The 25750-nt window shown below is 63.2% G+C and carries 26 protein-coding genes; 10 read left to right on the top strand and 16 right to left on the bottom strand.

Annotated features, from left to right (window positions below):
• Nucleotides 1-124: 124 nt before the first annotated feature.
• Nucleotides 125-256, bottom strand: coding sequence for a hypothetical protein (locus NKJ26_RS29645; protein ID WP_280801316.1), 132 nt, complete (start codon nucleotides 254-256; stop codon nucleotides 125-127).
• 295 nt (nucleotides 257-551) lie between these two features.
• On the bottom strand, nucleotides 552-1250 hold the full coding sequence (locus tag NKJ26_RS29640) for a type 1 glutamine amidotransferase (RefSeq protein ID WP_352598337.1): 699 nt from the start codon (nucleotides 1248-1250) through the stop codon (nucleotides 552-554).
• Between the two features lie 87 nt (nucleotides 1251-1337).
• Between NKJ26_RS29640 and NKJ26_RS29635 the strand changes: the two genes are divergently transcribed.
• Nucleotides 1338-1973: a hypothetical protein gene (locus tag NKJ26_RS29635; RefSeq protein WP_352699057.1), complete on the top strand. Its 636-nt coding sequence runs from the start codon at nucleotides 1338-1340 to the stop codon at nucleotides 1971-1973.
• A gap of 8 nt (nucleotides 1974-1981) precedes the next feature.
• Here the strand turns inward: NKJ26_RS29635 and NKJ26_RS29630 are convergent, their stop codons facing one another.
• The gene (locus NKJ26_RS29630) at nucleotides 1982-2377 is read right to left on the bottom strand and encodes a GFA family protein (RefSeq protein ID WP_352598221.1); all 396 of its coding nucleotides are present in this window, start codon (nucleotides 2375-2377) and stop codon (nucleotides 1982-1984) included.
• 143 nt (nucleotides 2378-2520) lie between these two features.
• Here NKJ26_RS29630 and NKJ26_RS29625 point away from each other — a divergent pair, with 143 nt between their 5' ends.
• From NKJ26_RS29625 to NKJ26_RS29615, 3 genes are all read left to right on the top strand, one after another.
• The gene (locus tag NKJ26_RS29625; protein WP_352699069.1) at nucleotides 2521-3255 is read left to right on the top strand and encodes a 16S rRNA (uracil(1498)-N(3))-methyltransferase; all 735 of its coding nucleotides are present in this window, start codon (nucleotides 2521-2523) and stop codon (nucleotides 3253-3255) included.
• A 146-nt stretch (nucleotides 3256-3401) separates the two neighbouring features.
• Complete coding sequence (locus tag NKJ26_RS29620) at nucleotides 3402-4775, top strand: glutamate--cysteine ligase (protein ID WP_352598222.1); 1374 nt, start codon at nucleotides 3402-3404, stop codon at nucleotides 4773-4775.
• Between the two features lie 101 nt (nucleotides 4776-4876).
• Nucleotides 4877-5899: a DUF937 domain-containing protein gene (locus tag NKJ26_RS29615; protein ID WP_352699055.1), complete on the top strand. Its 1023-nt coding sequence runs from the start codon at nucleotides 4877-4879 to the stop codon at nucleotides 5897-5899.
• Between the two features lie 146 nt (nucleotides 5900-6045).
• On the opposite strand, the gene NKJ26_RS29610 is transcribed toward NKJ26_RS29615, so the two are convergent.
• Nucleotides 6046-6336: a DUF1127 domain-containing protein gene (locus NKJ26_RS29610; protein ID WP_352699053.1), complete on the bottom strand. Its 291-nt coding sequence runs from the start codon at nucleotides 6334-6336 to the stop codon at nucleotides 6046-6048.
• Between the two features lie 179 nt (nucleotides 6337-6515).
• Between NKJ26_RS29610 and NKJ26_RS29605 the strand changes: the two genes are divergently transcribed.
• The 3 genes from NKJ26_RS29605 to NKJ26_RS29595 all read left to right on the top strand — a co-directional run bounded on the left by NKJ26_RS29605 (nucleotide 6516) and on the right by NKJ26_RS29595 (nucleotide 10307).
• Complete coding sequence (locus NKJ26_RS29605; RefSeq protein WP_352699051.1) at nucleotides 6516-7472, top strand: LysR substrate-binding domain-containing protein; 957 nt, start codon at nucleotides 6516-6518, stop codon at nucleotides 7470-7472.
• An 82-nt stretch (nucleotides 7473-7554) separates the two neighbouring features.
• Entirely contained in the window at nucleotides 7555-9186 is a 1632-nt protein-coding gene (gene xseA / locus NKJ26_RS29600; protein WP_352699049.1) for an exodeoxyribonuclease VII large subunit, read from the top strand.
• 2 nt (nucleotides 9187-9188) lie between these two features.
• On the top strand, nucleotides 9189-10307 hold the full coding sequence (locus NKJ26_RS29595) for a DmpA family aminopeptidase (RefSeq protein ID WP_352598227.1): 1119 nt from the start codon (nucleotides 9189-9191) through the stop codon (nucleotides 10305-10307).
• A gap of 63 nt (nucleotides 10308-10370) precedes the next feature.
• Here the strand turns inward: NKJ26_RS29595 and NKJ26_RS29590 are convergent, their stop codons facing one another.
• The 8 genes from NKJ26_RS29590 to NKJ26_RS29555 all read right to left on the bottom strand — a co-directional run bounded on the left by NKJ26_RS29590 (nucleotide 10371) and on the right by NKJ26_RS29555 (nucleotide 19763).
• Nucleotides 10371-10622, bottom strand: coding sequence for a hypothetical protein (locus tag NKJ26_RS29590; protein WP_352598228.1), 252 nt, complete (start codon nucleotides 10620-10622; stop codon nucleotides 10371-10373).
• A 332-nt stretch (nucleotides 10623-10954) separates the two neighbouring features.
• Nucleotides 10955-11644, bottom strand: coding sequence for an SDR family NAD(P)-dependent oxidoreductase (locus NKJ26_RS29585; RefSeq protein WP_352699046.1), 690 nt, complete (start codon nucleotides 11642-11644; stop codon nucleotides 10955-10957).
• Between the two features lie 304 nt (nucleotides 11645-11948).
• Nucleotides 11949-12968: an isopenicillin N synthase family dioxygenase gene (locus NKJ26_RS29580; RefSeq protein ID WP_352598230.1), complete on the bottom strand. Its 1020-nt coding sequence runs from the start codon at nucleotides 12966-12968 to the stop codon at nucleotides 11949-11951.
• Between the two features lie 242 nt (nucleotides 12969-13210).
• Nucleotides 13211-14107, bottom strand: coding sequence for a dihydrodipicolinate synthase family protein (locus NKJ26_RS29575; RefSeq protein WP_352699044.1), 897 nt, complete (start codon nucleotides 14105-14107; stop codon nucleotides 13211-13213).
• A gap of 28 nt (nucleotides 14108-14135) precedes the next feature.
• Complete coding sequence (locus tag NKJ26_RS29570; RefSeq protein ID WP_352699042.1) at nucleotides 14136-16211, bottom strand: dipeptide ABC transporter ATP-binding protein; 2076 nt, start codon at nucleotides 16209-16211, stop codon at nucleotides 14136-14138.
• Nucleotides 16208-17116 carry an oligopeptide ABC transporter permease gene (gene opp4C / locus NKJ26_RS29565; protein ID WP_352699040.1) on the bottom strand — a complete coding sequence of 303 codons (909 nt, stop codon included), beginning with the start codon at nucleotides 17114-17116 and terminating at the stop codon, nucleotides 16208-16210. Before opp4C ends, NKJ26_RS29570 begins: the two co-directional genes overlap by 4 nt.
• Nucleotides 17109-18065, bottom strand: a complete 957-nt coding sequence (locus NKJ26_RS29560) for an ABC transporter permease (protein WP_352699038.1) — start codon at nucleotides 18063-18065, stop codon at nucleotides 17109-17111. The genes opp4C and NKJ26_RS29560 overlap by 8 nt, the downstream gene beginning before the upstream one ends.
• Nucleotides 18066-18161: 96 nt before the next feature.
• Nucleotides 18162-19763: an ABC transporter substrate-binding protein gene (locus NKJ26_RS29555; protein ID WP_352699036.1), complete on the bottom strand. Its 1602-nt coding sequence runs from the start codon at nucleotides 19761-19763 to the stop codon at nucleotides 18162-18164.
• A gap of 185 nt (nucleotides 19764-19948) precedes the next feature.
• Between NKJ26_RS29555 and nanR the strand changes: the two genes are divergently transcribed.
• A complete protein-coding gene (gene nanR / locus NKJ26_RS29550) occupies nucleotides 19949-20686 on the top strand; it encodes a transcriptional regulator NanR (RefSeq protein ID WP_352699035.1) in 738 nt (245 codons plus the stop codon).
• Here the strand turns inward: nanR and NKJ26_RS29545 are convergent.
• Entirely contained in the window at nucleotides 20652-21029 is a 378-nt protein-coding gene (locus tag NKJ26_RS29545; protein WP_352699034.1) for an SMP-30/gluconolactonase/LRE family protein, read from the bottom strand. The genes nanR and NKJ26_RS29545 overlap by 35 nt on opposite strands.
• Nucleotides 21030-21072: 43 nt before the next feature.
• Nucleotides 21073-22257, bottom strand: a complete 1185-nt coding sequence (uxuA, locus tag NKJ26_RS29540; RefSeq protein WP_352699032.1) for a mannonate dehydratase — start codon at nucleotides 22255-22257, stop codon at nucleotides 21073-21075.
• A gap of 190 nt (nucleotides 22258-22447) precedes the next feature.
• On the opposite strand from uxuA, the gene NKJ26_RS29535 reads away from it, so the two are divergent.
• Both NKJ26_RS29535 and NKJ26_RS29530 read left to right on the top strand, forming a co-directional pair.
• Entirely contained in the window at nucleotides 22448-23182 is a 735-nt protein-coding gene (locus NKJ26_RS29535) for a FadR/GntR family transcriptional regulator (RefSeq protein ID WP_352699030.1), read from the top strand.
• A gap of 13 nt (nucleotides 23183-23195) precedes the next feature.
• Nucleotides 23196-23981, top strand: a complete 786-nt coding sequence (locus tag NKJ26_RS29530; RefSeq protein WP_352699028.1) for an SDR family NAD(P)-dependent oxidoreductase — start codon at nucleotides 23196-23198, stop codon at nucleotides 23979-23981.
• 303 nt (nucleotides 23982-24284) lie between these two features.
• Here the strand turns inward: NKJ26_RS29530 and fghA are convergent, their stop codons facing one another.
• Both fghA and NKJ26_RS29520 read right to left on the bottom strand, forming a co-directional pair.
• On the bottom strand, nucleotides 24285-25136 hold the full coding sequence (fghA, locus tag NKJ26_RS29525) for an S-formylglutathione hydrolase (RefSeq protein WP_502903232.1): 852 nt from the start codon (nucleotides 25134-25136) through the stop codon (nucleotides 24285-24287).
• 324 nt (nucleotides 25137-25460) lie between these two features.
• Nucleotides 25461-25750, bottom strand: a 290-nt coding sequence (locus NKJ26_RS29520) for a DUF892 family protein (protein WP_352699024.1), incomplete at its 5' end; no start/stop codon positions are given.

Genomic DNA, 25750 nt, shown 5'->3' with positions numbered 1-25750 from the left:
CGGATTCCAGGGCGGTTCACCGTTTCACGGAAACCGCTCTCTTTTTTTGTTTTTACGCAATTCCGTAGGGAAAGCGCTTCGCGCGTTCCCGGGAAAACCGTTTCACGCTTTTCCTTGAATTGCTCTAGCGTAGCGAGGCGGTGACGCCGTAACCGTCGACGGCATTATGGTTGTTGGCGGCGTCGGCGGCATAGATGCCGAGACCGCAAACTACGATGGCGGACAGCATGGCAAAGGACAGAAGCGCTGCTTTCACGGAAGTCATCTCTTGTTGAGCTTTCTGCATCTGGGCACGAGGCGGTTACCAATGCGTTGAAACGAAAAATTCGTTTCAAAGTTTTGGCGTTTTCGCGCTTCTAGGCATGTTCTGTATCGGCGGTGTGTCGCACGGGTCACACAAAAGGTTCATCCCGGTTGCACAGCCGATCGATAACGCGCGCCTTCTAGGATGGCGGGCGGACACAAGCCAAGGATGAATGATGTTGTCCCAGGCGGATTCACCGCCGCGTGCCAATTATGTCACGCCACGAGGGGGCGTAGCCGCACAGCGCTTAGATCGTCGCCACCCATGCGCGGGCGATGGCCAGACCGGCAGCATCGGCACCCGGGCCGTTGCGGGCCATTTCGCCGTCGAGCTTGCCGGCCCAGTCGGGGTGGCGCGCTGCAATGGTCGGTGCAAAGGACGAACTCCAGTCCTTCACCATTGGCCGATCGGCCTCGAAATGGAACTGGAAGCCATAGACGGCGCGGCCGACGCGAAACGCCTGGTTCTCGGCGATATCATTGCCGGCGAGCCGAACGGCGCTTTCGGGCAGCACAAACGTGTCGTCATGCCATTGGAAGATGGGAAACTCTTCCGGAAGCAAGGCCAGCACCGGATCGGCCTTGGCGTCCGGCGTCAGCGACACGCCGCACCAGCCGAATTCGTTGGCGCCACCGATGCGGTTCTCGCCGCCGAAGGCGCGGGCGACAAGCTGGCTGCCGAGGCAGATGCCGAGCACGGCGCGGTCCTTGTCGGCGAAATCACGGGTCAGTTCGAGCAGCGCCGGGAAATAAGGATACTCATCGTCGGCCAGCGCATTCTGACCGCCGCCGAGCACCACCATGGCATCGTGCCCGGTCGCATCATCCGGCAGAGGATCCCCCTTGTAGGGGAGACGCACATCGAGATCGGCTCCCGCTTCGGCAAGTGCCGCGCCGACCTGGCCGAGGCCGGTGTTGTCGTAGTTCTGGACCACCAGCACCCGCATCGCAAACCCTGCTGACATGAAAATGATGCGGCGAGCGATATCATGCGGCCGGCATTGCAGCCAAGATGCGAATCCTGGGAGAAAACTATGCCACTGCAAAACCGGGTCGATCCGTTCGGGGTCATCCACGCCGTGCCCGAGCGAGGACTGTTCACCGGCAACCGCGGCATCATCCATGATCCCGAGACCAAGACGCTGTTGAAAAAACGCTGGGCGCTTCAAGCCTGGATCATCTGCGTCTGCCAGTTCCGTGATGTGCGGCGCGAGCCGATGGGCCGCAACCGGCCGGGAGGAAAAGCGGGCTGGACCGAGCTGTTCTTTCTCGACGAGGTGACGGCGCTGGCAGCGGGGCATCGTCCCTGCTTCTTTTGCCAGCGCGAACGGGCCAAGGACTTCGTCGGCCGCTTCGGCGAAGCCTTCGGCATTGCCGAGCCGCGTGCCCCGCAGATCGACAAGCGGTTGCACAAAGAGCGGCTGGCATCGGGTGGGCGCGCAACCAGGCTCAGTCCTGGCACGCTTGCAGAGTTGCCGGATGGCACAATGATCTCATCGGACAACAAGCCTTATGCGCTACGCGATGGTTGCGCGCTGCCCTGGAATTATGGCGGCTATCAAACGCCGATCAGCCTTACCAGTTCACGGCTGGCGGAGCCGTTCATGATCACTCCGCCGACAAGCGTCGCCGTGCTTCGAGCCGGATACAAGCCTGTCTGGGCCAGTTGAGGCCAACGTCATTTCAGGTCCGATTGCGGCACAATGGGCACCGCCGGCAATTCGTAGTAGTCGCCGGCGGATTCCGGGTACAATTGGCTTTGCATCTTAAGACCGGTCTTGCCGTCGATGGTCCCGGCCCAGACAGAAATGAATGGGCTATCAAAGCGACGCCAGAACAGGTTCCCGCCGCATACAGAACAGAAACCTCGCTCGGCGTGCTCCGACGACTGAAACCAGCGCAAGGTGTCGCCCGTGATGGTCGCACGTTTTTGGTCTATCTGGGTGGCGGCGGCGAAATGACCGCTGGCCTTTCTGCATTGATTGCAGTGACAGGCAACGATCGGGCGCAAATCGCCATGCAGTTCGTAGCGGACGGCGCCGCAGAGACAGCCGCCTCGTGTAATCCTGTTCATCAGAATGCCTCGCATTACTCCGCCACGCAGATTGCGCGATCATTCAACAAACCGGCATCGGTATTCCGACAGTGCCGCGTCGTCTTTGCTGCAGGCCGAGATGCGTGCTTGACGGAAGCGGCCGGCTCGCTCATTCCTCGGCCATGCGCGCCAATTACAAGATGCAACGTCTCTTCGTGCCAGACGACCTCGGACCGGATGTCGAGTTCGACGCCGGCCAGCAGCAGAGCCACTATCTCCTGCATGTGTTGCGGCTTGGCGAAGGCGCCGAAATCCTCGTGTTCAATGGCCGCGACGGCGAGTGGTCGGCGGCCATCGCGGCGAAATCGAAGAAAACGATCAGGCTCAAAGTGCGGACGCTGCAACGGCCGCAGCCGCCGCTGCCCGATCTCATCTATTGTTTCGCGCCGCTGAAACAGGGGCGGCTCGACTATCTCGTGCAGAAGGCGGTCGAGATGGGTGCCGGCGTCCTCCTGCCGGTCATCACCCAGCACACGCAGGTGACAAAACCTTCGATCGATCGCCTGCGTGCCAATGTCATCGAAGCCGCCGAACAATGCGGCATCCTGGCGGTGCCCGAAATGCGCGAAGCGGAGAAATTCGACCGCCTGCTGGCCGGCTGGGACAGAGAGCGACGGCTGATCTTCTGCGACGAGGACGCTTCGACCAACAATCCGCTGCCCGCGCTGCACGCGGTGAAAGACAGGAAGCTTGGCCTGCTGGTCGGACCGGAGGGCGGCTTCTCCGACGACGAACGCAAGATGCTGCGCGCCCTGTCTTTCGTGACCGCCATTCCGCTTGGACCGCGTATCCTGCGCGCCGATACGGCAGCGGTGGCAGCCTTGGCGGTGATCCAGGCAACGTTGGGAGACTGGTGAGTGGTTTCCTTCTCCCTGGGCGAGAAGGAAATCACCGTCACATTCAATTCCCGTTGACTTGTGGCTCAGGATTTTTCGCTTGATCGGCTGCTGACATTTCGTCCATTTAGCGCCGGCGGTCGTCCGATCGCCTCTGAGGGCTAATTATGGCGCGCGACACAACCGATTTCCGGCCGATCGAAGACATCGACGAACTCGTCGCGCATCTGGCTGAAGGCAACAAGCCGCGCGACAAATGGCGCATCGGCACCGAGCACGAGAAATTCCCTTTCTTCGTCGATGGCAACGCGCCCGTGCCCTATGGCGGCGAGCGCGGAATCCGCGCCATCCTCGAAGGCATGCAGTCAAAGCTCGGCTGGGATCCGATCATGGATGCCGGCCGCATCATTGGCCTGGTCGAACCGACCGGCCAAGGTGCGATTTCGCTGGAGCCGGGTGGCCAGTTCGAGTTGTCCGGCGCGCCGCTGGAGACGATCCATCAGACCTGCCGGGAGGGCAATGCCCATCTGGCGCAGGTTCGCGAGATCGCCGAACCGATGGGCATCCGCTTCCTCGGCCTTGGCGGCAGTCCGAAGTGGTCGCTGGCCGAAACGCCGAAAATGCCCAAATCGCGCTACGAGATCATGACGCGCTACATGCCGAAAGTCGGCACCAAGGGCCTCGACATGATGTACCGCACCTGCACGATCCAGGTGAACCTCGACTTCGAGAGCGAAGCCGACATGCGCCGCAAGATGCAGGTGTCGCTGAAGCTGCAGCCGCTGTCGACGGCGTTGTTCGCCAACTCGCCCTTCACCGAGAGCCGGCCGAACGGCCTGCAGAGCTGGCGCGGCGACATCTGGCGCGACACCGACAACCGGCGTTCCGGCTTGCTCGAATTATGCTTCTCGCCCGAGTTCGGTTTCGCCGACTATGTCGAATGGGCGCTCGATGTGCCTATGTATTTCGTCATTCGGGACGGCCACTATCACGACATGACGCACATCACCTTCCGGGAGTTCATGGCGGGCGCTGCCCGCAATGAAATATCGGATGGGCTGCCGACGATGGGGGACTGGGCGAACCATCTCTCCACGCTGTTCCCGGATGTGCGGTTGAAACGGTTCCTCGAGATGCGTGGCGCCGACGGCGGCCCGTGGCGGCGCATCTGCGCGCTGCCGGCCTTCTGGGTCGGGCTGCTCTATGACGAGGCCGCGCTCGACGCGGCCGAGGCGCTGACCTCGAGCTGGACCTACAAGGAGGTGCTGGCGATGCGCGACGCCGTGCCGGAGCAAGGCATTTCAGCGCCATTGCGCAACACCACGCTGCGCGAAATAGCTCGCGACGTGCTGACCATTTCACGCATGGGACTCAAAAACCGCGGCAAGAAGAACCGCGACGGCTACGACGAGACCTCGTTCCTCAACACGCTCGACGAGGTCGTGGCGCGAGGCACCACCAGCGCCGAGGAGATGCTGTCGGCCTATCACACGCGCTGGGGCGGCTCGATCGAGCCGGTGTTCATGGAATATGCCTATTAACCCTGCGGCATCGCCTCGCCCGATTGATCGCCAAAAGCCGCTTCAATCGGCGGTGGAAAGGAACTAGGTTTCTCCGACGGGGATTTCCGGAGGAGAGACCAATGCCTTCCTTGTTCGATATGCTGGCGCAAGCCCAGAACGGCAATGGCATGCAAGCGCTTGCCCAACAATATGGGCTTTCGATGCAGCAGACGCAGTCGGCGGTGGAGGCGCTGCTGCCGGCGTTCTCGCAGGGATTGAAGCGCAACACCGCGGACCCCTATGGGCTCGGCGCCTTCATGACGGCGATGGCAAGCGGCCAGCATGCCAAGTATTTCGAGGATGCAAGCCGGGCCTTCTCGCCGCAAGGCGTCGACGAGGGCAACGGCATTCTGGGCCATCTGTTCGGCTCGAAGGATCTGTCGCGCGCCGTGGCCAGCCAGGCGGCGCAGGCAAGCGGCGTCAACCAGCAGATCCTGCAGCAGATGCTGCCCGCCATCGCCTCCATGGTCATGGGCGGACTGTTCAAGCAGACGACAAACCAGATGCAGGCCGCCGCCGGTTTTGGCAGCGCCGGCAACAATCCGCTCGGCGAGATCATCGACCAGATGATGCGGCAAGGGGGCATGCAGGCACCGGCACCCCAACAGCGGCAGGCTCCGCAGCCTCAGAATCCAATGGACAATCCGCTCGGCAAGGTCTTGCAGGACATGTTCGGCGGCGGGACGCCGCAGCCGCAAAGCCAGCCGCAGCCGGCACCCAATCCATATGGCGACAATCCGCTCGGCAAGGTTTTGCAGGACATGTTCGGCGGTGGCGCACCGCAGCAGCCGCAAGGCCAGGTGCGGCCGCAACCTCAACAGACGCAGAGCCCCTACAGCGACAATCCGCTGGGGAAAATTTTCGAGGAGATGCTGCGGCAAGGCGGCGGTGGCTTCGGAATGCCCGGCGGACAGCCGGCACCGCAACAGCCACAGGCGCCTCAGGCACCGCAGCCGCAGGCCAATCCGAGCGGCCGGCCGAAGAATCCATTCGACGATCTGTTCGGCAAGATGTTCGAGACCGGCGCCCAGCAGCGTGACGATTACCAGAAGGGCGTCGAAACGATCTTCGACCAATTCAAGCGGGACATGGATCGGCGATAGCCAGCGAGCCAACGACCGGTCTTGGCAAGCCAGGAAGAAAAGCCCGGTCCTGGGAGGACCGGGCAGAGTGCCGGCGGGGAGTGGGCCTGCAAATCGTCAGTCGTTTCGAACCTCAGAAAGGTTCAATGCGACCGAAACTCAAGCAATCAGGCTACCTTGCGGGCAAGATCCTCGATCGTCTCCACGCGATCGCTGGCGATTTCGCGCAGCATCGCCGTTGGGTCGCGGCCAAAGGGCACGTCGATGGCGACATGCAGGTCGGCGCGCGTCAGGCCGATATCGGCAAGCTCGGCATCCGACATCTCGCCGAGGCGATAGAAGGCGCGGCGGTTTTTCCAGGCGCGGTAGACATTGGAGACGGTGTTTGCCACGCGCGTCGCAACGGCCGGACGCGAGGTGATGCGCGAGGTCTCGGTGGCGAAATCAAACGTGGTCATGGCAGTCTCCTTTGCGAGAAGAGCGGACAAGGCCTGGCGATCGACGCTGGCGACAGCGACCGTTCCGGCTTCGATTCACATGCCTTTCATGTGGACACCAGCAATTTGCCATCAGCCGATTGATTAATCCAACGAATGTTTCTAATCTTTAATATCAACACCAGTGATGGATCACGCCTATGAAAGCGCCGCTCGATCTCGATCAGTTGCAGACCTTCATCTCGATCGCCGACACCGGCAGTTTCACCCGGGCAGCCGAGGAGGTGCACCGCACCCAGTCGGCGGTTTCGATGCAGATGCGCCGGCTGGAGGAGCGGATCGGCAAGCCGCTGTTCGAGAAAGACGGGCGCACCAACAGGCTGACGGAGGAAGGCGACAAGCTGCTTTCCTATGCGCGGCGGCTGCTCTACCTCAACCGTGAAACGCTGGCCGCCTTCGACGACCGGCGGCTCGAAGGCACGATCCGCATCGGCACGCCGGACGATTACGCCGACCGCTTCCTGCCCGAGATCATGGCACGGTTTACCCGCTCCAATCCGCGCGTCGAACTGACCGTCATCTGCGAGCCGACGCCAGGACTGGTGGAGCATATCAAACGCGGCAATCTCGATCTGGCGCTGGTGACGCACAATGACACGCGCGGCCAGTCGGAAGTGGTGCGGCGCGAACCGCTGCTGTGGGTCAGTTCGGCCAATCATGCGACGCATGAGCAGGAAACGCTGCCTATGGCCTTCGGCCGGCCGAATTGCATCTGGCGGCGCGCTGCGGTCGATGTGCTGGACCAGCAGAACCGCGACTATCGCATCCTGTTCACCAGCTTCTCGGCCACCGTCATCACCGCCGCGGTGCTGTCGGGCCTGGCGATTTCGGTGCTGCCGGAATGCGCGCTGAGGCCCGGCATGCGGGTGCTGGGGGAAGCCGACGGCTTCGGCGCCCTGCCCGACTGCCGCATCGGCATCATGCGCGGCCAGACCTCGCGGCCGGAGATCGTCGACGCGCTGGCTCGCCACATTTCGGAGAGCCTCGACAACATCTCGGTACCGCTTGCCGAGGAGACGGGAACGTTCGATTTCGCGGCACTCGCCTTCACCAAGATGAAGCGAACCAAGCCGAACCAGATCCTGCCGGGCTGGTAGGAAGGTCAGGCACACCGGTCCTGGGCGCCTGGCCCGACACGGGCGCCTTGACGTGCGGCTCCAAGCATCCCCCAATCGGCCCATGAGCGAAGCAGCATCCGAATCACGCACCAACGCCACCGAATACACGGTGAGCGAGATCTCGGGTGCCTTGAAACGCACGGTCGAGGATGTTTTCGGCAATGTGCGCGTGCGCGGCGAAATTTCGGGCTATCGCGGACCGCATTCCTCCGGCCATGCCTATTTCGCCCTGAAGGACGACCGCGCCCGGCTGGACGCCGTGGTGTGGAAAGGCACGATGAGCCGGCTGAAGTTCCGCCCCGAGGAGGGGATGGAGGTGATCGCCACCGGCAAGCTCACCACTTATCCCGGCAAGTCCAATTACCAGATCGTCATCGACAATCTGGAGCCGGCCGGAGCCGGCGCGCTGATGGCGCTGCTGGAAGAACGCAAGCGCCGGCTGCAGGCCGAGGGTCTGTTCGACAGCGCCCGCAAGCAGTTGCTGCCTTTCATGCCGCGCGTCATCGGCGTCGTCACCTCGCCGACCGGGTCTGTGATCCGCGACATCATCCACCGCATCAAGGACCGTTTTCCGCTGCACGTGCTCGTCTGGCCCGTGCGCGTGCAGGGCGAGACGGCGAGCGCGGAAGTGACCAATGCCATCACTGGTTTCAACGCGCTGGAATGGGACGGACCTCTTCAACGCCCCGATCTTCTGATCGTGGCGCGCGGCGGCGGCAGCCTGGAAGATCTCTGGGGCTTCAACGACGAGGCGCTGGCCCGCGCCGTTGCCGCTTCGACCATTCCGGTGATCTCGGCCGTCGGCCACGAGACCGATTGGACCTTGATCGATCTCGTCGCGGATGTGCGTGCGCCGACACCGACGGGTGCCGCCGAAATCGCCGTGCCGGTGAAGGCCGATCTCGAAGCGACGCTTGCCAGCCTCGGCGCACGCCTCAAGGCAGCGGTCTTGCGCAATTTCGAACGCAAGCGGCAGGCCGCCCGGGCGGCTGCCCGCGCGCTCCCCTCGCCCGATCAATTGCTGGCGCTGCCGCGCCGGCATCTCGACGAAGCGACAAGCCGGCTCGGCCGCGGCCTGACCGTCTCGACCGAGCGCAAGCGGGCGCGGTTCTTCGCCGTAAAGCTGACACCGGCAATGCTGTCGCAGCGAATTGCCGAGGCACGGCGAACCAATGATAGCAATCTTTTGCGGGCACAAGGCGCGCTGCGTGCATTGACAAGGGCACGGCGTGCCGAATTGCGACGCGCGGCGGATCAGTTGCCAAAATGTGCGAAAGCGTCGCTGCTGCGGCACCGGCAACAATTGGCCTTGCTGCAGGGCCGCATCACGATCGAACCGGCAGCACGGCGGCAGCGCGTGCAGAGAGATCTGCTGACGGCCCTGACGCGGCGCGGCGGCCAGGCGGTGCTGGTCAGGCTGGAGCGTTTGCGCGGCCGCGTCGGCCAGGCCGACCGGCTGCTGGCCACGCTTTCACACAGGGCGGTTCTGGCGCGCGGTTTCGCCCTGGTGAAGGGCCCCGACGGGGGCGTCATCAAGCAGGCGGCTGACATAGCGTCAGGAATGGCGCTTTCGCTGGAATTCGCGGACGGCACCGCGGATGCGGTCGCGACCAGCGGCACGGCACGGCCGAAACAGGTCGCCAGGCCGGCGGGCAAGCCCAAAGAGCCCGGCAATCAGGGATCGCTGTTCTGACTATGACCGACAGTCCGCATCATCTGGCCACGCCTGCGGGCAAGCCGCGCGCGCGAAGCTTTGGCATCGGTTTCGACGGAGCCCCTGGGCCGTTCAACGCGATCACCGACGTACCCGGCGTCGCCGTCGGTTATGCGACGCTGATTTCCGGCGACGGCGCGCTCGTCGTCGGCAAGGGACCGGTGCGAACCGGCGTGACCGCGATCCTGCCCAGGCCGCGCGCCGACCTTGCCACGCCTGTCTTTGCCGGCATTTTCAGCCAGAACGGCAATGGCGAGTTGACCGGCTCCCACATCATCGAGGAAACCGGCGCCTTCAACTTCCCGGTCACCATCACCAACACGCATTCCTGCGGTGTTTCACGCGACGGCACGCTACGCTGGATGCAGCGCGTGCTTCCAGCCGCGCTCGACAGCGCTTGGGGCCTGCCGGTGGCGGCGGAGACCTTCGACGGGTTCCTCAACGATATCAACGGCCACCATGTGACATCAGGGCATGTCGCCGACGCCCTTGACGGCGCCACCGGTGGACCGATCGAGGAAGGCAGCGTCGGCGGCGGCACCGGCATGATCACCTTCGGGTTCAAGGCCGGCTCCGGCACCGCGTCGCGCATCGTCGAATGGCAGGGGCGCGCCTACATCGTCGGCGCCTTCGTGCAGTCTAATTTCGGCAAGCGGCGCAATTTCACACTTCGCGGCCTGCGTGCGGGGCCAGAACTCATCGAGCCAGCCATCCGTGAAGGCACGCCGCGGGCGGAGAAAGGATCGATTATCGCCGTGATCGCCACCGATGCACCATTCCTGCCGCACCAGATGAAGCGGCTGGCTCGCCGGGTGCCACTTGGCGTCGCAATGACCGGCGGCTTCGGCTATCATAGCTCAGGCGATATTTTTCTCGCCTTCTCTACAGCCAATCCTGCCGCCGCACTTGCACCGTCCGGCCGGATCGCCAATGCAGATTTCATCCCCGACACCGACATCGACCCGTTTTTCGATGCCGTGATCCAGGCGGTAGAGGAATCGATCCTCAACGCATTGGTGGCGAACGATGACATGACCGGGCGCGACGGCAATTTCGTGCCTGCGCTGCCAAAGGCATGGCTGAAAGAGCAGTTTGGTTGAGAGCAATTGAGACGAGGACGCGAGCCGAACAGCCCGCGTCTCACAAAAGGTCGCCTCGTTAAATCATTCCGCGGCTTTGCGGGGGGCCTGCTGGTGCTCGTCGGCCTCGGCGGCTTCCTCGAGCCGGGACGCAATGAGTTCCTGGATGTCGCCGACTTCTTCCTGGATGTCCTCCAGCGGTATGCCGACCTCCGCCGCCTTGGCGGCGCATTCCTTGGCCAATGTCTCGGCCTGCTTCTCGATCCTGGGGTGGGATTGGCAATGGACCTTTTCGCCGATCCATCCCCGCAAGAACTCGATCGCGTGTTCACTCATACTGCTGTTCCCTTGCGGCAAAGCCGGTTGGTAATCATAAACGTCGGCATCCCGAGAAGGATGCATGCTCCCATTCCAGCCGAGTCGCGACCGCACGGCAAGCCGATGCTGTCCAAGGTCCACAGAGCCGAAGGAAATCGAAGGGTCAAGAGCACCGGTTTCCGAGCCGATTTTACGTCACAATAGATCGTACAATGCGCAGTGCTTGGGGAGGCGCAACCGTCCAGGCGCGCGGGTCGAAGCCGCCGCTATATAGTGATATCCATATGCGATGTCGACTCTCCTCGATCGTACGCGCAGATGCGGAAAGTCGCACCCCGGCGCCGAGCCTGTCAGAAGCTCTCAACCCAGGGCCTGAGCTCCATTTCCCAGGTCCAGGCACTGCGGTGCTGGCGATGGATGCCGAGATAGGCCTCAGCGATCGCATCCGGCGACAACCGACGGTCCTGCGGCTCGGAAGCCTGTTCGGACGCGGCCGGGGCTATGGCGCCATCGATAATGAAATGCGCAACGTGGATGTTCTTGGGAGCCAGTTCGCGGGCCATCGACTGCGCCAGTCCGCGCAGCCCAAATTTCGGCATCGCAAAGCCGGCAGAGCCGGCAAACCCCTTCACGCTTGCCGTCGCTCCGGTGAAGAAGATCGATCCCGAGCCCTGGGCGAGAAATCGCCGGGCTGCCTGCTGGCCGACCAGGAAGCCGCCATAGGCCCCGACCAGCAGCGCCTGCCGGACAGCTTCGGGGTCGAGCTCAGCTATCGGTCCGCGGGCACGGCCGCTGGCGTTGAAGATCACGAGCGAGAGCTGGCCTGCCTTGTCTGCGACCTCAAACAGATGCTCCACCGACGCAATGTCGCAGACATCCGTTGCCACTGCCTGCGCGCCAGTCTGCGCCAGCAAGGCGTCGAGCTTTTGGATATCGCGGGCAGCCAGAACGACGCGAAAACCCTGGCCGGCAAGGAGGCGCGCAAGCGAGGCGCTCAATCCGGAGCCCGCCCCTGCGATGACGGCGACGTTCGATGTCATGGTGCCTCTCCTTCTTTGCACCGATTTGCAGCCGGTGCCTGGATCGAATGACGTGCTGGAATTTGCCGGATCGGCGCGGCCCAGGCAATGCGCCGGGCGGAACAGAAAAAAATGGCCGGGCAGAAAACGGCCCGGCCAAAAAGAAGGTCATAACCTTCAGAGGGGAACACCGTCCTGCGGAATGGGAGGAGACCGCCGAACGGATTTTTCCCTTTTGGACCGATTTTCGCCGAAAAGCGACGAATGGTTTTTCAAAATAAGTTGAAAGCGCAAAAATCCTGTTCTTCGCGCCCCCAATGAAAGCTCAGCTCGCCCGGGCTTCCGGCTCCAGCAGGTCGGCGTAATGACGGCGCGCGACGTCGGGATGCGAACGCAGCCGGCTTTTCAGAACATTGGTTCCGACATCGCGAAAGAGCGGATTGTCCGGATCGCTGGCCGGCCCGCGGGCCTGCTTCGCAAGGTCCTCGGGAAGATCAAGCAACGGTATCGTCGCATCGAGTTTGGCGCTGAAGAAGAACGGCACCGAAATGCGTTCGACACCGGCAGGCGGTGTCACCACGCGATGCACCGTCGCGCGCAGATAGCCATTCGAGGCCAGCTCAAGCAATTCGCCGATGTTGACCACGAGCGTTCCGGGGATGGGGTCTACGTCCACCCAGCTTCCATCATAGTCGACTTGCAGTCCCTTATTGTCATCCTGGAGCAGCAGCGTGAGAAAGCCGCCATCCTTGTGCGGGCCGACCCCCTGGTCGCCGCCGGTTGCTTCGCGGCCGGGGTAACGCACGATCTTCATGCGGTGGTTGGGCGAGTCGCGATAGATCGGGTCGAAGGCGTCTTCATCCTGGTCCAGCGACAGCGCGAATGCCTTGAGCAGGCGGATGGCCACGGCTGTCGCCTTGGCCTGCCATGCCAGGAGCGCCGGGCGGAGTTCCGGCAGTGCCGCGGGCCACTGGTTCGGGCCTTGCAGTCGCGTCCAGGCGGGAATTCCAGGCCCCTGCGCTATGGGCTGGCGCTCGACGCCGATGTCGAGCTGTTCGCGCCAGTCCGCCATGCCTTTGGTCAATTCGCCGCCAGCGCGCGTGTAGCCACGAAATTGCGAGGACTTGACCATTTCGATGGCGAGCTTGTCCTGTTCCGGCAAGGCAAAGAAGCGCCGTGACGCGGTGAGCACCTCGCTGATCTCGGCCCAGGAGATGCCGTGCCCAGCCAGGTAGAAAAAACCGATGTCGCGCGAGGCGGAGCGCAAATCCACCAGAAACGTGCGGCGCTCCGAGGCGCCTTGTTCAAAACGGCTGAGATCGAGCACGGGCACTATTCTGGGCATATCAGGCTCCTTCCCTTGGCTAGCGAATACGGCATGAAGCCTCCACCCGAAGCCAGGTTTGTTGGACATGCAGGCACTTACACGGCCGAGGCCGCATCGGTGCGCGCAGTCTCATCGACTTCGGATTGCCGAGGAAGGAACGATCAGCCTTTCAATGCTGGCCGCGACGAATAATTTTTCCATTCGCGCGGGCGGCGGTTAGCTTTAGTCACCCAAAGCTGACGCTTTCCCAATGCCGCAGTTCATGCCAGCCACTCCTTGATCGCCGGGCGGGCAAGAACCGTCCGCATCCGGTCTTCGGCGTCGGCAACGACAAGCGCCATCGGCGCCCGGGTCGGCCCGCAATCGACGCCGATGACGCGGAAGGCCGCCTTCATGCCCGGCAGCACGCCGGTATCCAGCAAGACCTCGACGAAATCCTGCGATACCATCTGCAGCGTTTTCGCCCGTGGCAGATCGCCGGCACGGATTGCCTGGTCGATTGCCACATACAGTCTGCCGAGCAGATTGTAGGTGGTGCCGATGCCGCCTTCGGTGCCGAGCATGCCGGCGGCGGCATAAATCTCGTCGAAGCCGTAGTAGAACAGTTTTTGCGGCTGCCGCTTGCGCAGCAGCGAATATTTCAACAGGTCGGTGGAGGTGAATTTGATGCCGACGACATTGCCTAGGTCGAGCAGCCGGACCAGCAGGTCGAGCGGCAATGGCCGACCGGTGCGCAAGGGTATCTCGTAGACGATCAGCGGCAAATCCGTCGCCGACGCCAGAGCCTGATAATAGCCAAAAACCTCCTCGTCCGAGAACGGGTAGGAGTGCGGCGGCAGCGCCGATAGCGCGTGATAGCCGAGCTTTTGCGCCTGCCGGGCCAGACGGATGGAATCGCGCAGGTTCGGCATGCCGACATGGGCGATCAGCGTGGTGCCAGAGCTTGCCGCGTTGGCGAAGACCACCTCCTGCTGGGCCGCCAGTTCGTCCACCGTCAGCAGGCCGGATTCGCCGCTGCTGCCGCCGACATAGAGGCCGGCCAGACCCTGGCGCAGGACGTAGTCGAGGATGTTGCGCTGGCGCTGCGGATCGAACTCGCCTGCATCGCTCAGTCCGGTCATCAAGGCGGCATACATGCCCGCCAATTGCTTGGTCATTCAGGGATCCTCAGTCTTTCCAGAGATTTCATTGTGTGGCTTCGCCTGCATGGTGGCAGGCAACGAGATGCTGGCCGGCGACATCAGAGCCAAAATCGCGGACCTGCGGGTCCACCTTGGTGCAGATATCCGTCGCAAGAGGGCAGCGTGGATGAAAATGGCAACCGGGCGGCGGCTTCGACGGGTCGGGCACGGCGCCGCCGAGCACGATGCGCCGGCGTGTTCCACCGGCCTTCGGATCGGGCACCGGGATCGCCGAAAGCAGCGCGCGCGTATAGGGATGCAGCGGACTGCCGAACACCGCCTTGGTGGTACCGATCTCGACGATCCGGCCGAGATACATCACCGCGACGCGGTCGCTGAGGTAGCGGATCATCGACAAATCGTGGCCGACAAACAGATAGGTCAGCCCAAGGCGCGCCTTGAGGTCGTCGAGCAGGTTGACGATCTGCGCCTGGATGGAGACGTCGAGCGCCGAGATCGGCTCGTCGGCAATGATGAATTTCGGATTGGCCGCCAGCGCCCGGGCAATGCCGACGCGCTGGCGCTGGCCGCCGGAGAGCTCGAACGGGTAGCGGTCGCGCAGCGCCTCCCGCAAGCCGACCAGCGCCAGAAATTCGCTTACACGAGCGTCGCGCGAGGCGCGCGTACCCATCTTCTGGGCGCGCAGCCCCTCGCCGATGATGCGCCCGACGGTCATGCGCGGATTGAGCGAACCGAACGGGTTCTGGAACACCATCTGCATGTCGCGGCGGCGTTGCTTGAGCTGCTCGCCTGTCGCAGCCGCATAGTCCCTGCCCTCGAACAGGATGCTTCCGGCGCTCGGGCGCTCCAGGCCAAGCACGGCGCGGCCGGTCGTCGACTTGCCGCAGCCGCTTTCGCCGACCAGCGCCAGCGTCTCGCCGCGCAACACTTCGAAACTCACCCCGTCGACGGCATGCACGGCGCCGACCTGCCGCCTGAGCACGCCACGCCGGATCGGGAAATACACCTTGAGATCAGCGACTACGAGCAGCGGTTCCTGGTGCGACTTAGCCATGGCCGATTTGTCCGCAGCCATCGCTGCCTTGCATGGCAATCGCTCCACCTCCCGCCAGCGCCAGCAGGCTGTCGTGTGGCCATCCGCAACCGCCTCCAGCGGCGGCTTTTGCTCGCGGCAGCGCGCCTCGGCATAATCGCAGCGCGGTGCGAAGGCGCAGAAGGTCGGCGCCAGGGTGACATTGGGCGGCGCGCCCTTGATCGGCACCAGCCTGGTGTTGGCCGCCGTCAGCGACGGAATCGAGTTCAACAGGCCGATCGTGTAGGGATGCTTCGTTGTCGAAAACAGCTCGTCGACCGCCGCGCTTTCCACGATCGAGCCGGCATACATCACCGCGACGCGATCGACGAAGCCGGCAACGAGACTGAGGTCATGGCTGATCCAGATGATCGCCATGCCGAGCTGTTTCTGCAGGCGCACCACCAGTTCGACGATCTGCGCCTGGATGGTGACGTCGAGCGCCGTAGTCGGCTCGTCGGCGATCAGGATCGACGGCTTGCAGACCAGCGCCATGGCGATGCCGATGCGCTGCAATTGACCGCCGGAGAACTGATGCGGGAAGGCGCGCATGCGCTGCGGTGCGTTGGCGATGCCGACCAGACCCAGCATGTCGAGCGCCTGGCGCTCAGCCTCGGCCTCGCTCAAGTCCTGGTGCTCGCGCAGCGCCTCGGTCAGTTGCAGGCCGATGGTCAGCACCGGATTCAGCGACGACATCGGATCCTGGAAGATCATGGCGATGTCGCGGCCGCGGATCCGGCGCAACTCGCTGTCGGGCATGGCCAGGAGATCACGGCCGCGAAACAGCGCGCGGCCCGCGGTGACCCGGCCGGGCGGCTTGCGGATCAGGCCCATCAGCGTCTGCACGGTGACCGACTTGCCAGAGCCGCTCTCGCCGACGATCGCCAGCGACTCGCCTTCGGCAAGCTCGAAGGAGACGTCATTGACCGCATAAACGGAATTACCGCTCGGCCCGAATTCGACGCTCAGCCCCTGCACGGATAGCACCGGGGCCTGCCCCGGCAATTCGGCAGGCCGATCACGGGCAAGCGTGTCCGGCCGCATCATTTCGCGCCCCCGCCCATAATGTGCTGCGGGTCGAGCGCATCGCGCAGGCCGTCGCCGACAAAGTTGATGCTGAGTACGGCCATCGCGATCATCGCGCCGGGCGGGATCCACATCCAGGGCTGGCTCTCCAGGATCGACAGCGTGCGCGCATCGCGCAGCATGTTGCCCCAGCTCGCGGCCGGCGCCTGCGCGCCCAAGCCGAGGAAGGACAGCGATGCCTCGAGCAGGATGACGGTCGCGACGTCCAGCGTGATCGCCACCAGTATCGGGCTCAGCACATTTGGCAGGATGTGCTCGAAGATGATGACGGAGGGCGAGGTGCCGAGCGAGCGCGCGGCGAGGACGAATTCCTGATTGCGCAACGCCAGGATTTCGCCCCGCGTCAGCCGCGCGATGGACGGCCAGCTGAGCAGCCCGATGACCACCATCGTGTTGAAGATGCTCGGACCGACGACAGCGACGAAGGCGATGATGATGACCAGGCGCGGAAAGGTCAGCACCATGTCGATCAAGCCCATCAGCAAGAGGTCGACCTTGCCGCCAAAGTAGCCGGCGACGCAGCCGACGAAGATACCTATTGCCGCAGAGATCGCCACGGCGACAAAGCCGACCGTCAGCGAGATGCGGCCGCCATAGAGGATGCGGGCAAAGATATCGCGACCGGTGCCGTCGGTTCCGAGCCAATAGACACCACCGGGTGGTTGGTTGCGGCCCCTGAGGTCGATGTCGTTCGGCCCGTAATGGGCAATCAGCGGCGCCAGCACACAGGCCAGTACGATGATCGCAAGCATGACCAGGCCGAGCGTCGCCAGGCGGTGATTGAGGAAACGGCGCGCCGCTTCGCCCCACAAGCCGCGCGAGGCGCCGGAGGCAATGGTCACATCGGCTGCGGTGGCGTCAGTCATAGCTCACCCTTGGGTCGAGCACGCTGTAGGCAAGATCGGTAGCAAGATTGGCCAGCATGACGATGATGGCGGTGATCAGCACATAGCCCATGATGACCGGACTATCCCGGTTCACCACGGAATCGATGAACATCAGGCCGATGCCTGGCCATTGGAAGATCGTCTCGATCACCACCGAGCCGCCGAACAGCGTCGGCAGCGCGAGGCCGAAGACGGTGACCAGCGGGATCAGCGCGTTGCGCAAGCCGTGGCGCAGCGTGATCGTGCTGGGACGCAGGCCCTTGGCCTTGGCGGTGCGCATATAGCCCTGGTTCAGCACTTCCAGCATGCCGGCGCGGGCGTAACGCATGAAGATCGCGGCGCGGAACAGCGCAAGGGCTGCCGCCGGCAAGATCAGATGCCTGAGATTGTCGAGCAGCGAGAAGCTGTCGCCGGCCGTCGAAATGCCCGACGACGGCAGCCAGCGCAGCTCCAGCGCAAACACATAGACGAGCAGCAGCCCCATGAAGAAGTCCGGGATCGAGACGCCGACAAAGCCGGCGAGCGTCAGCGAATAATCGGTGAGCTTGTATTGCCTGAGCGCCGAGATCACCCCCAGCGTGGTGCCGATGACGAAGGCCACGAGCAGCGCCACGCCCATCAGCTCCAGCGTCATCGGCAGGCGCTCGCCGATGATCTCGCCGACACCGCGGCCGTTGACGAAGGAGCGGCCGAGATTGCCGTGCAGGATCTGGCCGATCCAGTTGAGGTACTGGACATAGAGCGGCTGGTCGAGGCCGAGCTCGCCGCGCCGCATCGCGATCAGTTCATCGCTCGACGGCGCCTCGGCCGTGATCATCGCCAGCACGGCATCGCCCGGCATGGCGTGCGCGATGGCGAAGACGATCACGGTGACACCGAACAGCACGGGAATGCTGAGCAGCAGCTTGCGCAAGAGATAGCTGAGCACCGGCCTCTCCCTATGGCTGAAGGCGGCTCTTGAGGCGCCGGATCATGAGGCTCCGGCAGAACCCCATGATCGGCAAGCGAGGACGTTCCACAGGGGCTATTTCGCCACTTCCCACTTCTCGACTTCGTTGTAGACCGGGTGATTGAAGATCACGAGCGGCTGCTCCTTGAAGTGCTGCGCCAGGCCGACGATGCGGTTGTTGAAGGCGAGTGGGCGCACCTCGTTCCACAGCCAGGCCTTGGGCAGGTCCTGGTTGAGGATGCGCGAGGCTTCCTGATAGCTCGCGGCGCGCACGGCGCGGTCGTTCGATTCCAGCCCCTTGTTGAAGAGTTCGTCGACCTTGGGATTGCAATACCCCATGGCGAGAGGCTTGGCGCCGCAAACGACCAGCGGCGAGCCAAGCGAGGGATCAAGCCCCATGCCATTGGCGAAGAAGCCCATCTGGAAGCTGCCGTCGGCATAGACCTGGTTGATCGCCGCCGGATCGAGCAGCCGCGGCTGAATGTTGACGCCGACTGCGGCCAGATAGCTCTGAATGGCGGTTACGGTGTCGACGTTCATCTGGTCGGAATAGTAGTAGATGAAGACGACCGGCTGGCCGGCGTCCCAGCCGGCGTCGGCGAGCAACTGCTTGGCCTTGTCGGGATTGTAGTCATACTGTTCGAGGTCCTTGGCGCGCGCCCAGTCCTGCGGGAACAGCGTGTTCAACAGTTCGCCGGCGCCTTGCTTGACCGTCTCGATGATCGCCTTGCGATCGATGGCATAGAGCATCGCCTGGCGCACGCGCACGTCGGCGAAGCGCTTGTTCTCCAGGTTGAACTGCAGATAGGTCGGCAGGCCGGCCGAGAATTTCGGCAGCACCGTCAGATAATCGAGCTTCTGCAAGCGGGCGAGCTCGGAGATCGGCACGCCGCCGCCCTCATAGGACATGGCGTCGACTTCCTGCGTCTCCAGGGCGGCGATGATCGGCGGCACATCCTTGTAGATCTGGTAGATGATACGATCGAGCTTCGGCGCGCCGAGGAAATAGTCAGGGTTGCGGTCGACCTCGACATACTGATCGCTCTCATATTTCTTCCAGATGAACGGGCCGGTGCCGACGCGGTTGACCCAGAAGGCATTGCCCTTGATATCGCCGGGCGCGACCTTGCCCAGGATGTGTTCGGGAAAGATGCTGATCGCGATCAGCTGCAGCTCGACCCAGAGCGGCTTTGCGCTGTCGAGCTCGATCTGGACGGTGGTGTCGTCAAGCGCCTTCACCCCGGCAAGCGCGCTGGCCGAACCGTCCTGGAGCGCCTTGTATCCGGCCACGGCCGAAAGCTTCTGCGACCACGGCGAGCCGACCTTCGGATTGGCGTAGAGGTTGAGGCTGAACACCACGTCCTTGGCGGTAAAGGGTTGGCCGTCGTGCCATTTGACGCCGTGGCGCAGGTTGAAGACGTAGGTCTTGCCGCCGTCCGGCGTCTTCCAGCTTTCGGCCAGCATCGGTTGCACGCCGTCGCCCGTCCACTTGATGTGGACAAGCCCTTGCAGAACCGTCTCGTCGAGCCGATGACCGCAGGTGGTGTGCAGCGTGCCCATCTCGATACAGCCGGTGCGCATGGCGGAACGGAACGTGCCGCCTCCTTCGGCCTTGGCGGCCACGACGGCAAACATCAACGCCAGCGCCGGCACAAGGCTCATCAACAGTCGTCTCATGGAATTCTCCTCCCGTTGTTTTCAGCGGCGAAATCGGGGCGTGCCCCTGCGCCAGCCTGCTCCTGCGCCAGGCCTCGCCTGTTGCGCCGGCCACCGCACTATCAGCCTGCGGTGGCCTCCTCCAACCCTTCGGTCCCGCAAGTCCTCGCTTGCGGCGACTGGTCTAATAGCTTAAAAGGTAGACCATGCACAATATGCCAGTTCGAAAAAAATTGTCCGACGAAGTCCGCCTCCGCCTGGAGGAGATGATCCGGGACGAAGTCTATCCGGTCGGCGCTTCGCTGCCGTCCGAGCGCGACCTGATGTCGATGTTCGATGTCGGCCGTCCCTCGGTGCGCGAGGCGCTGTTTGCGCTGGAGAAGATGGGACTGGTGCGCATCAACAGCGGCGAGCGACCCAAAGTCACCCGGCCGACGCCGCGCAACATGCTGGAGCAGCTGACCGGCACGGCACATCTGTTGATGGACCAGCCCGACGGCATTGGCCATTTCGAGCAGCTGCGGCTGTTTCTGGAAGTCTCTATCGCGCGCCATGCCGCCGAGATGGCGAGTCGTCAGCAGGTCGACGCGCTTGCCGCCGCGCTTGCCGAAAACGAACGCGCCATTCCCCGCGCCCGCGCATTCGCCGTCACCGACGTCGCCTTCCACCGCGTGCTGACCGCGATCCCCGGCAATCCGATCTTCCTCGCCGCGCACGAAGCGCTGGTGGAATGGCTGATCAACCAGCGCATTCACATGGCCAACACCGAGGTCGAAAACCGCAGGAGCTTCGCCGGCCACAAAAGCGTGTTCGAAGCCATCGAACGGCACGATCCCGAAGCGGCCGGCAAGGCGATGCGCGAGCATCTGGAAAACGCCCGGCGCAAGTTCAACCCGGGTCCAGCGAATGTCACCCCAACAATTTCGCCAGATCGATCTCGGTGATGTGCCAGCGGCCAAGATTTGCGGTGTAGAGTTTGTCGCCCTTGAAGGCGATGTTGGTGGGGTGCGCCAGCGTGGTCGCCGCCGGATCCTCGATCAGCACTTCGAGACCTCGATCCTGTCGCCAGCGATAGATCCGGCTCGGCTCGTAGCATGAGATGAACAGCGAGCCGTCCGGCGCGAAGGCAACGCCATCCGGGACATTGCGCACGCCTTCGACGACGACCTGCCGTGACCCAGCCGCGCCGTCGACAGCCACGCCCTCCGGATGGGCGACGCGCGGGCTGGTGAAGATGCCGTCGAAGAAGACGCGCGCGGCGGACATGTCGAGCAGCGGCTTTTTCACCTGAACAAGTAGTTTTTACATACGCAACAGCCTGGTGATTTCCTCAAGCCAGCCCGAACCGCTCCACGGCGCGCATGATGCCGCGCAGTTCGGCGAGGCCTTTCAGCCGGCCGATCAGCGAGTATCCGGGATTGATCCTGGTCTTGCCGATGTCGTCGGCGAGCAGGTGACCGTGGTCGGGCCGCATCGGAATGCGCCAGTCGGCACGGCCTTCCCGGCGGCGGCGTGCCTCCTCCTGCATCAGAGCGAGGATGACGTGCGCCATGTCCGTCCCGCCTTCGAGATGCTCGGCTTCATAGAACGAGCCGTCATCCTCGATGGTGATGTTGCGCAGATGGACGAAATGGATACGGTCGGCGAATTCCTTGACCATGCCGACGATATCGTTGTCGGCGCGCGTGCCGTAGGAGCCGGTGCAGAACGTCAGGCCATTGGCCGGGCTGTCGACGGCGTTGAGGATGAAACGCGCATCCTCGGCGGTCGAAACGATGCGCGGCAGGCCGTAGAGCGAGAAGGGCGGATCGTCGGGATGGATGCACATACGCACCCCTTCCTGGTCGGCCACCGGAATGATCTCGCGCAGGAACCAGGCAAGGTTGTCGCGCAACTCCTTCGGCCCGATCGCATCGTATTCCGCCAGAGCCTCGCGAAAACTGTCCCTGTTATAGCTGCGCTCGGTCGCCGGCAGGCCGGCGATGAGGTTGCGCTCGATCCTGTCGATCTTCTCGTCGCTCAACCCCCTGAGCCGCGCTTCGGCCTCGGCGATACGGGCGGCGCTGTAGCCGGCCTCGGCATTCCTGCGCTTCAGCACGAACAGGTCGTAAGCCGCGAAATCGATCGCGTCAAAACGCAAGGCATAGCCTGTCGTCGGCAGCCGGTAGGCCAGATCCGTGCGGGTCCAGTCGACGACAGGCATGAAATTGTAGCAGATCGTCGCGATACCGGCCTTGGCTAGCGCGCGGATCGTGTCCTTGTACCAGCCGACATAGCGGAGCCTTTCCGCCGAGCCGATCTTGATCGAGTTGTGGACGGGAATACTCTCGACGACCGACCAGGTCAGCCCCGCCGCCTCGATGATGCGTTTGCGCTCCAGAATGCTCTCGATCGGCCAGGCGCGCCCGTCATAGATATCATGCAACGCCGAGACCACGCCCGTCGCACCTGCCTGCCTGACATGATCGAGCGTCACCGGGTCGTCCGGTCCATACCAGCGCCAGCACTGTTCCATTGCGACTTTCCTTCTGCGAGAGAACGGCAACTTATTGTTGGACCACAATGAGAGTCAAACTAAAATTCTGAGCTCTTTGCATGAGACGAGTCCCTGAATTTCAGCGGCGCGACCCCAAAATCGGATCGAAGCGATTGTTTCCGGCAAATCCTGCGTTATTGTGGTCCAACAATTACAGGAAGGTTCGCTCTTGGGAAACTCTAAGGCCTTGCGCGAGAACGCCGCCGGGCGGCGCGCCGGCGGCAGCTCTGCGGTCGACACGACGGCCGGGCGAATTCTTGATCTGATCCGCGCGCGACAATTGAATGTCGGCGACGTGCTGCCGACCGAACGTGAGCTGAGCGAGATCACCGGCGCCAGCCGCAACACCGTGCGCGAGGCGTTGCGGACCATCCGCACCTACGGCCTTATCCAACCCAAACCCCGGGTCGGCGCCGTTTTAGCCGACGGGCAAAGCGTCGCCATCCAGAATTTTTTCGCCGCGCATATGGATATATTGCGCTCGTCCTTCGCCGATATCCAGGGCTACAGACGCATCATCGAAGTCGGCATCGGCGACCACATCGTGCTGCATGCCTCGAACGAACAGATCGAGGCACTCGACGGGATCAACGCCCGGATCGTCGCTAGCCAGTCGATCGAAGAGGCCGCCGAAAACGATTTCAATTTCCACATGGCGCTGATCCGGCTGTCGGACAATCGTATGCTGGCGGACATGTATTCCTTCCTTTCCCCTGTGATCCTGCGGATCATGACTATCGGAAAGGAACGGCGCCCGGTGCTGGCCGACACGCTGGCCGCGCATGGCGAGATCATCGCAGCGCTGCGCGCCCGCGACAGGCTGGCTTATGCGTATCTGGTGAGCCGTCATCTCGATTTCGCCCTGCGTTTCCTGCCGGAAGAACCGGCTTCCGATCGTGAGTGAAGGAGTTCCCGCAATGAAGGATTTCGACGGCAAGGTGGCCTTGGTGACGGGGACGACCGGAATTGGCCTGGCGACCGCCAGGCGCCTCGCGGCAGGCGGCGCGGCGATCATCGCCTGCGGTATCGACCGTGTCGCGAACGCGGCGATGAAAGCGGAACTGCAACGCTCCGGGGGCGGGGCATTGGTCATAGACGCGGACGTCTCCGTTCCGGATCAGGTGCGCGACGCGGTCGCCGCCGGTGTCGAGCGGTTCGGCGGTCTCGACGTCATCGTCAACTCGGCGGCGGTCCATCCCTACGGAACCGCAACCAGTACCGATTTCGACACCTGGAACAAGGCGATGTCGGTCAATGTCGGCTCGATCTACCTGACCGCGCATTTCGGCATCCCGGAAATGGCCAAGCGAGGCGGCGGCGCCATCGTCAACGTCGCTTCCGTGCAAGGCTTCGCCTGCCAGGAGAACGTCGCTGCCTATGCGACCACCAAGGGCGCCATCCACACGCTTACCCGTTCATTGGCGCTCGACTACGCGGCGGCCGGCATCCGGGTCAATTCGGTCAGCCCGGGCTCGATCCGCACGCCTATCCTCGAAAAGGCCGCGCGCGGCGACAATGGCAGCGACGCCGATGTCGAGGATGCCTACAGGCGCTTCGGCGCGGCCCATCCGCTCGGCCGTATCGGCGAGCCGGAAGAAGTGGCGGAGCTCATTGCGTTCCTGTGCTCGTCCAAAGCCGGGTTCTGTACCGGCGCGGACTACAAGATCGACGGCGGCCTGACCGCCGGCATCGGCGTGAAATAAGCGATGAAGATCGGTCTTGGGACGAAGCCTATGACGGTGTCATCATCCCCGACCATACGCCGGAAATGTCCTGCGACGCCCCCTGGCACGCCGGCAAGGCTTTTGCATTGGGCTATATGCGCGCCTTGGTCCAGAACGCCCCGACCTTGGGGCCTTCGCGTACCACCCGTTCCATGAACATCGTGGTATAACCCTCATCACAAGATCGGCGCGCCCCTATGCCGGCAACGCCGAAATGTATCATTTGTTCGAGAATGAGCTCTTCGTCGCGGTGGCCGGAGACGAGATGGATCCGCCAAATGGCTATGTGCCGGATTTCGGAGCCGCCAGCCTTTGGGCATGCCATCTCAAATGATCGTCCATGAACGTCGAAATGAAGAAATACGAGTGGTCGTATCCTTCCTGCATGCGCAGTTCCAAGGGAATGCCGGCCTTGGCGCAGGCCGCTTCGAGAAGCCAGGGTCTCAGCCCATCATCAAGAAATCCGTCCGACGTACCTTGATCGATCAAGAATTCCGGGAACCGGTGGCCATCTTCGATGAGCAAGGTGGTATCGTAGTTCCGCCATGAAGCCGCGTCCGTGCCGAGATATTTCTCGAAGGCCGGCTTCGACCAGCCAGCGGTGCTTGGCTGCACGATCGGCGCAAAGGCCGAGCAGCTTTTGAAGCGCTCGGGATTTTTGAGCGCTATCGTCAGTGCGCCATGGCCGCCCATGGAGTGGCCAAAGATCGCCTGCCGCGTCATATCGACCGGAAATTCCTGCGCGATCAGAGCCGGCAGCTCCCCTGTGACGTATGAGTACATGCGATAGTTCTTCGCATAAGGCTCCTGCGTCGCGTCGAGGTAGAAGCCGGCGCCGCAACCAAACTGCCAATTGTCCTTCTCGTCGGGAATATCGGCGCCACGCGGACTGGTGTCGGGACAGACGACGATCAAGCCAAGTTCTGCGGCCATGCGCCGGTACTCGCCCTTGTCCATCACATTCGCATGGGTGCAGGTCAGGCCGGAAAGATACCACAGCACGGGGCAAGGCGTTTCCCGGGCCTGCGGCGGCACGAAAACGGCAAACGTCATTTCGCAGGCGCAGACACCCGAAGCGTGGGAATAGACTCCCTGGACGCCACCATGAGATTTGGCGGCGGAGATGATCCTCATCTTTCCCGGCATGTGTTCCTCTTACCCAACATCAATCCCGACCGGCGTATCTACGGCATTGAACGGGACCGCGGCAAGCTTGTGGATCGACCAGCGGCACCGGCATTCCACAAGGCCTTTGCATATGCGGCGAGTTTCGCGGAGCTATCGTTCAGTCGACGGGCGCTCCTCAGGACGAACTCCCCGACGTCCAGTCGTCGGCGGCTGGTGTCTTAGGAAAATCGGGCGAAAACTCCTCGACAATACGGCCGAGGCGCCCGAACAACTCGGTGCACGGCGCCCCATGCTCGCGCTCCGTTGCCGAACGAGGCGCACAATGCCTGGTCAACGCTTGGCGCTCTCGCTGTCCGTATCGGCCCGCGCAAGGAACTGCTCGGCCGTGGCGGGGAGATGGTCCTTCAACCAGTCGGCCATCGCGACTTCTTCTCGAAGGTTTTCCTCACAGGCCTGTGCGACCTCGGTTTCCCCTAGCGATCGGGCGGCGGCGATAAGGATGGTGTAGGACGCGATCTCCATGTGCTCGAACGTATAGCTAGCGAGCGATCCCTTCATCACCTCGTCCCCGGCGAAGACGCCGCTCAGCGACTGCGCCATTGCCGTCAGCTTGCCGCCGG

It is taken from the genome of Mesorhizobium sp. M0152, from assembly GCF_040322415.1.
Classification (GTDB): Bacteria; Pseudomonadota; Alphaproteobacteria; order Rhizobiales; family Rhizobiaceae; genus Mesorhizobium.
Note: the sequence above shows the minus strand (reverse complement) of the source record. Positions and strands in the feature narration are given on the sequence as shown.

Coding starts and splice junctions, on each gene's coding strand:
- NKJ26_RS29640 (WP_352598337.1), bottom strand. CDS start 1,250: ATGCGGGTGCTGGTGGTCCAGAACTACGACAACACCGGCCTCGGCCAG.
- NKJ26_RS29635 (WP_352699057.1), top strand. CDS start 1,338: ATGCCACTGCAAAACCGGGTCGATCCGTTCGGGGTCATCCACGCCGTG.
- NKJ26_RS29630 (WP_352598221.1), bottom strand. CDS start 2,377: ATGAACAGGATTACACGAGGCGGCTGTCTCTGCGGCGCCGTCCGCTAC.
- NKJ26_RS29625 (WP_352699069.1), top strand. CDS start 2,521: ATGCGCGCCAATTACAAGATGCAACGTCTCTTCGTGCCAGACGACCTC.
- NKJ26_RS29620 (WP_352598222.1), top strand. CDS start 3,402: ATGGCGCGCGACACAACCGATTTCCGGCCGATCGAAGACATCGACGAA.
- NKJ26_RS29615 (WP_352699055.1), top strand. CDS start 4,877: ATGCCTTCCTTGTTCGATATGCTGGCGCAAGCCCAGAACGGCAATGGC.
- NKJ26_RS29610 (WP_352699053.1), bottom strand. CDS start 6,336: ATGACCACGTTTGATTTCGCCACCGAGACCTCGCGCATCACCTCGCGT.
- NKJ26_RS29605 (WP_352699051.1), top strand. CDS start 6,516: ATGAAAGCGCCGCTCGATCTCGATCAGTTGCAGACCTTCATCTCGATC.
- xseA (WP_352699049.1), top strand. CDS start 7,555: ATGAGCGAAGCAGCATCCGAATCACGCACCAACGCCACCGAATACACG.
- NKJ26_RS29595 (WP_352598227.1), top strand. CDS start 9,189: ATGACCGACAGTCCGCATCATCTGGCCACGCCTGCGGGCAAGCCGCGC.
- NKJ26_RS29590 (WP_352598228.1), bottom strand. CDS start 10,622: ATGAGTGAACACGCGATCGAGTTCTTGCGGGGATGGATCGGCGAAAAG.
- NKJ26_RS29585 (WP_352699046.1), bottom strand. CDS start 11,644: ATGACATCGAACGTCGCCGTCATCGCAGGGGCGGGCTCCGGATTGAGC.
- NKJ26_RS29580 (WP_352598230.1), bottom strand. CDS start 12,968: ATGCCCAGAATAGTGCCCGTGCTCGATCTCAGCCGTTTTGAACAAGGC.
- NKJ26_RS29575 (WP_352699044.1), bottom strand. CDS start 14,107: ATGACCAAGCAATTGGCGGGCATGTATGCCGCCTTGATGACCGGACTG.
- NKJ26_RS29570 (WP_352699042.1), bottom strand. CDS start 16,211: ATGATGCGGCCGGACACGCTTGCCCGTGATCGGCCTGCCGAATTGCCG.
- opp4C (WP_352699040.1), bottom strand. CDS start 17,116: ATGACTGACGCCACCGCAGCCGATGTGACCATTGCCTCCGGCGCCTCG.
- NKJ26_RS29555 (WP_352699036.1), bottom strand. CDS start 19,763: ATGAGACGACTGTTGATGAGCCTTGTGCCGGCGCTGGCGTTGATGTTT.
- nanR (WP_352699035.1), top strand. CDS start 19,949: ATGCACAATATGCCAGTTCGAAAAAAATTGTCCGACGAAGTCCGCCTC.
- uxuA (WP_352699032.1), bottom strand. CDS start 22,257: ATGGAACAGTGCTGGCGCTGGTATGGACCGGACGACCCGGTGACGCTC.
- NKJ26_RS29530 (WP_352699028.1), top strand. CDS start 23,196: ATGAAGGATTTCGACGGCAAGGTGGCCTTGGTGACGGGGACGACCGGA.
- fghA (WP_502903232.1), bottom strand. CDS start 25,136: ATGAGGATCATCTCCGCCGCCAAATCTCATGGTGGCGTCCAGGGAGTC.